The 4253-nt window shown below is 53.2% G+C and carries 5 protein-coding genes; 1 reads left to right on the top strand and 4 read right to left on the bottom strand.

What is annotated here, in order from left to right; all coding sequences use genetic code 11:
• Positions 1 to 687: hypothetical protein (locus tag VBE63_RS25435; protein ID WP_323685800.1), on the top strand; the 687-nt coding region annotated here is incomplete at its 5' end.
• A gap of 67 nt (positions 688 to 754) precedes the next feature.
• Here the strand turns inward: VBE63_RS25435 and VBE63_RS25430 are convergent.
• The 4 genes from VBE63_RS25430 to VBE63_RS25415 form a co-directional block, all read right to left on the bottom strand.
• Entirely contained in the window at positions 755 to 1423 is a 669-nt protein-coding gene (locus VBE63_RS25430; RefSeq protein WP_323685799.1) for a PIG-L deacetylase family protein, read from the bottom strand.
• A complete protein-coding gene (locus tag VBE63_RS25425) occupies positions 1420 to 2301 on the bottom strand; it encodes a methionyl-tRNA formyltransferase (RefSeq protein ID WP_323685798.1) in 882 nt (293 codons plus the stop codon). The genes VBE63_RS25430 and VBE63_RS25425 overlap by 4 nt, the downstream gene beginning before the upstream one ends.
• Positions 2298 to 3461, bottom strand: coding sequence for a UDP-N-acetylglucosamine 2-epimerase (gene neuC / locus VBE63_RS25420; RefSeq protein WP_323685797.1), 1164 nt, complete (start codon positions 3459 to 3461; stop codon positions 2298 to 2300). Before neuC ends, VBE63_RS25425 begins: the two co-directional genes overlap by 4 nt.
• A 27-nt stretch (positions 3462 to 3488) precedes the next feature.
• Positions 3489 to 4253, bottom strand: a 765-nt coding sequence (locus tag VBE63_RS25415; protein WP_323685796.1) for a hypothetical protein, incomplete at its 5' end; no start/stop codon positions are given.

Raw genomic sequence — 4253 nt, 5'->3', positions numbered from 1 at the left:
GGAACCCAGCGCATCTTATTGGAAAAGCCGGGGGGAATAGATCTCGACGACATCGTTCAGCTAGATCATTTAGCCGAGGAATATAAGGCAGAAGTGCTCATTGCTTACAATAGGCGCTTTTATGCATCGGTGCGGAAAGCACGCGAGTGCATTGAGCAAGATGGCGGTCTACTCAGCACACAATTTGAATTTACTGAGTGGGCACATCGGATTGCTCCCTTGACCAAAGCGCCAGGCGTGAAAGACCGTTGGCTTTTGGCGAATTCCACGCATGTTGTTGATCTGGCTTTTTATTTATCCGGTCAACCGAGGGACTGGCAGGCCTGGCACGCCGGAACTCTCGACTGGCATCCGGCTGCAGCGCGTTTTTGCGGGGCTGGCGTGACTGAGCGTGGCGTACTCTTCGCTTATTTAGCCGACTGGCAATCAGCAGGGCGCTGGGGACTTGAACTGATGACAAAAGAACGACGACTCATTTTGAGGCCAATGGAACAACTTCATGCAACACGACTAGGCAGCGTCAAAGTGGAAACGATAGCACTTGACGATGTTTTCGATCAAACATTCAAGCCTGGCCTTTATCGCCAGGTGCAAAGTTTTCTAAAGAAAGAAAACACGGATTTCTGTTCACTTTCAGAACAAGTCAAAAATGTCTCTTTATACTGTGAGATGGCGGGTTATGCGTGATAACTGCTCAGCGATTTACGCATCGACTATCAACCTTAGCACCTTCGCAGTCGCTGGCGATTGATGATCAAATCCGCTCTCGCAGTAATCTGAATGCTTCTGCCGCCTCGGACCCTACTTGTGCTCCTCGTACTCGAGCCAGTGCATGCAGCGCGTCATCACTGCGTGGAAAGGGAAAGGTGCCCATCTCTGACGCATACACGCGCATCAGTGCTCTCTTCTTCTCCAGATAGGCACTGATGTCGACAAACACCGTCGGCTGAAAGGCGCGCAACGGATCAAGCCCAGCATCCGTTTCCGAGAGCGTTTCATAGGTCAACACCCGCTGAACACTCGGATACCGAAACCACTTAGTGCAAGCGCTGGCCACCTCGAACGTAATCCGATGATCGCTGTGCGCGTCTCCCGGATGCGGCAACAGAATCTCCTGTGGCTGGAAGTCCCTGAATACCTCCGATACACGCGCCACTAGGATACCCATCGGCACCTGATCGAGTTCAGTGGTCGGGAATCCAAGCGGGTAGAGATGCCGAGTCTCGACCCCTAGCCCTTCACGCACACGCTCGATTTCTCCCGCCCGCTCATCGATCCGCTCACTGCTCCAACCACGCTGTTCCGTGATCGCTGTCATCAGCAGCCAGCCGACCGTGCCGCCTTCGGCGCTGCGTCGCAGTAGGGTACCGCCACAACCGAGCAGTTCATCATCGGGGTGAGGGGCAATGACCAGTGTTTTCAAAGATAGCTCCCCACATGCAAGGCGACCTTGGGCGCTGTTTCGAGCAAACGGATGCCCCCGATGCCAGCCTTGATTAAAATACCCCGCTCGTCCACCGCGAGAATCTTACCCGGCTCCAAATTCATGGCCACATTGGGCTCAACCTCAGTTCGCCAGACCTTGATCTCTTCTCCCGAATGATCAAAATGCGCACCCACATACGGCCGCGTGAGACCCCTGACCAGGTTGTGAATCGACTCTGCCGCCATGCGCCAATCGATCTGGCCATCCGCCGCTCCACGCTTGCGCCAGACATTGGCGAAACGTCCATCTTGGGGTTGACGGCGGAAGCTGCTATTCGCCAGGCGAGGGACGAAGTCTCGAATCTGCTCCAGTGCGACCTCGGTGATGCGTTCATAGAGTCGACCAGCGTCATCCTCGGGCACAATGGGCACAGATACTTGCGACAGGATATCGCCCGAGTCCGCACCCTCGTCCATGAAGAAAAAGGTCGATGCGGTTTCCGTTAATCCCAGCACCAACGCCCAGATCAGCGGATGTCGGCCGCGATTCGCGGGAAGTGCCGCTGGATGAAAACCAATCACACCGAGTCGCGGAAGGGTGAGCAGTGATGGGCGGATCAAACGAGACCAGCCAAAGCAGAAAATGATATCGGGCTTGCGCTCGTGAATCCAGCTAATGACTTCGGGGTTATGAAGATCCGGCGCATGGCAAACAGGGATGCATGCCTGTTCGGCAATAGGCGTGAGATCCGCGTGATCAGCATTGAACGCGGCTTGCCTTAAGGTACAGACGCCAACGACCTCAGCCTGCATCGCAAGCAGTTCATGCAAGGCACGCGCGGAGAATGCCACCGCACCAATAAACAGGATTCTCATGGGGACGGCCAATCGTAGAAACGTTTCTTCAGCAGATCATCCAGCGGCCATTGCTCCAAAATCTTCACAATGGCATCACTCGCGCCGCCGCTACCGCAGGGATTTTCAACGCTTGACAGTTGCGCTTGAAATTCACCCGAAAATAACCGATCAAGGGCAGCTCCAATAGAGGCTCGATCCGGCGCACAATCGATCACACTGGTGGCGCGCAGGCGTCCGCGTTGGCGGTCACCGATGTTGATCGTGCCCTTTTTGAAGCTTGGCACCTCCAGCAGACCGCTCGACGAATTACCCACTATGCCATCGACATGCTGAATGCAGGACAGATAGCGAAGTTGTCCCAATGAGGTATAGGCCCGCGCCTGCGGATGATGCGTGCAGAAGTTTTCGATCTGGCGGAACAGCACGCGTCCTTCGGTATCGGCATTGGGCATGGTGAAGATCAGGCCCGTGTCTGGCCGTTCCGCCAGCGCTGCAAGCAGTTCGTTCATCTGCGCGGCGCTGGTGTTGTACTCCAGCGTCACCGGATGAAAGGTGATCAGCAGATTGCGCGGAGCGAGCTTGAAATCGAGAGAGGCTTCTAGCGCATCACGCTCCAAGAGCTTGATGCGCACAATGTTATCGATGCCGAGTGCGCCGACCCGAAAGACTCGATCCGGCTGCTCGCCGAGTTGGATCACCCGACGCCGATAGTCTTCGGCAGCGACGAAGTGTAGGTGTGACATCTTGGTCAGGCTGTGCCGGATTGGCTCATCGATGAGTCCCTCAGTGGCCTCGCCCCCATGCAGATGGGCAATGGGAACGCGCGCGATCATCGCAGCAGCGGCTGCTGAGAAGATCTCGTAGCGATCACCCAGCACCAGCATCAAGTCCGGCTGTAAGTCCGCCAGAGCGTCAGCAAAGCCGATCATGCCGAGGCCCATGGATTTGGTGACGCCGACCGCAGTGTCTGAACTCAGCAGCATCTCGACCTTGCGATCAACCTGGAAGCCATCGGCCTCAATCGCCTCGACGGTGAGCCCGAACTCCGGCGAGAGGTGCATGCCGGTGGCGATGAGTTGCAGCTTCAACACGGGTGACTCGCGAATGCCTTCCATGACCCAGCGCAGGAGGCCATATTCGGCACGGGTGCCAGTGACGACGCAGATCTTTTTTTTCATTGTGGCGCCAGAGTGAATCTATCAGAATTAAAGCGCAACAATATCGTTTGCATTTCCAAGCAAAATCAATCCGGGTATAAATGCATACTGATCTCTGCAAAAAACTTTCTCGACGTTTCCATCATCATGGATGACTTCCTCTCCACAAACTGGCTCACTAAGTTGGCTTCTTTTTATAGAGCAAACGTTGTAGTTCAGCCAAGGCAGTTTTTCAGCTCTACTCTTGCAATGATTTTCAAGTATCTTCCTGTATTTTTCGGTCGTGGTTTGAGCTTCGTCGGTTTGGACGCCCTCATGCATCGTGTGAAATACAACAGCACCATACATTCTGTGTTGATCAAGCAGCCCGTGATTTGAATAAGTCTCGAGAATAGCAATCAAGCGGTCAATGTCTTTTTTTAAGCCATTCACCTTGTTTAAACCGAGCTTCACCTCGCAAACTAAAATAGGTACTGGCGGCGTGTCTGAGCTAGAAACTAATATGTCAATTCTTTTTGCGTCATTTCTTTTTGGGTTAGAATTACAACAATTAGTCTTAATTCTTTTTTGAGATTTAAAAAGATCCGCGAATTTTTTTAATTTCCTGGCGTCATCAGTTAGTTTACTCATGCGAGCTTCAAGCCTGACAGTGACGTCCGGTCCAGTTAAATTTTCAGCAATTTTTACTGTGGCCAAATATTCTGGACGAATGATCGGGTACTCATAATCGCCAGCTTCTACGCCAAGAAAAGATCGGCTTGTTTCGAGTGCATTTTTTAGGCCTGCACCTATATTTTCAACGATATCTTGCGC

The organism is Lamprobacter sp., from assembly GCF_034860625.1.
Lineage (GTDB): Bacteria > Pseudomonadota > Gammaproteobacteria > Chromatiales > Chromatiaceae > Lamprobacter.
Note: the sequence above shows the minus strand (reverse complement) of the source record. Positions and strands in the feature narration are given on the sequence as shown.